Annotated in this window: 1 protein-coding gene; it reads left to right on the top strand. The window is 70.9% G+C overall.

Annotated features, from left to right (window positions below):
* Window positions 1-340, top strand: a 340-nt coding sequence (locus tag F0L46_RS24895) for a helix-turn-helix domain-containing protein (protein WP_149822319.1), incomplete at both ends; no start/stop codon positions are given.

Here is a 340-nt window from a genome sequence, read left to right as displayed (position 1 = left end):
GGGGGGCCTTGCGCCCTGGGCGAAGCGCCCCAGCCTGGAGCTGATGCAGGAGCGGCTGGCAGAGGACATCAGCCCCGACGAGCCCGCCGCCGAGGCGCGGCTCTCGCCGTTCCACTTCGCCCGCATGTTCAAGGAGAGCGTCGGCGTGCCGCCCCGGGTCTACCTGACCCGCCTGCGACTGGAGAGGGCGTGCGAGCTCCTCGAGACCACGGACCTGCCCGTCACCGAGATCGCGCTCAGGGTCGGGTACTCGTCCAACCAGGTGCTCGCCCGCCTCTTCCTCAAGCACCGGAACACGACGCCCTCCGACTATCGTCGCGCGGTCCGCGATCCGAGTCTC

It is taken from the genome of Salinarimonas soli (genome assembly GCF_008386575.1).
Taxonomy (GTDB): domain Bacteria; phylum Pseudomonadota; class Alphaproteobacteria; order Rhizobiales; family Beijerinckiaceae; genus Salinarimonas_A; species Salinarimonas_A soli.
This window is presented reverse-complemented; position numbering and strand designations above follow the sequence as displayed.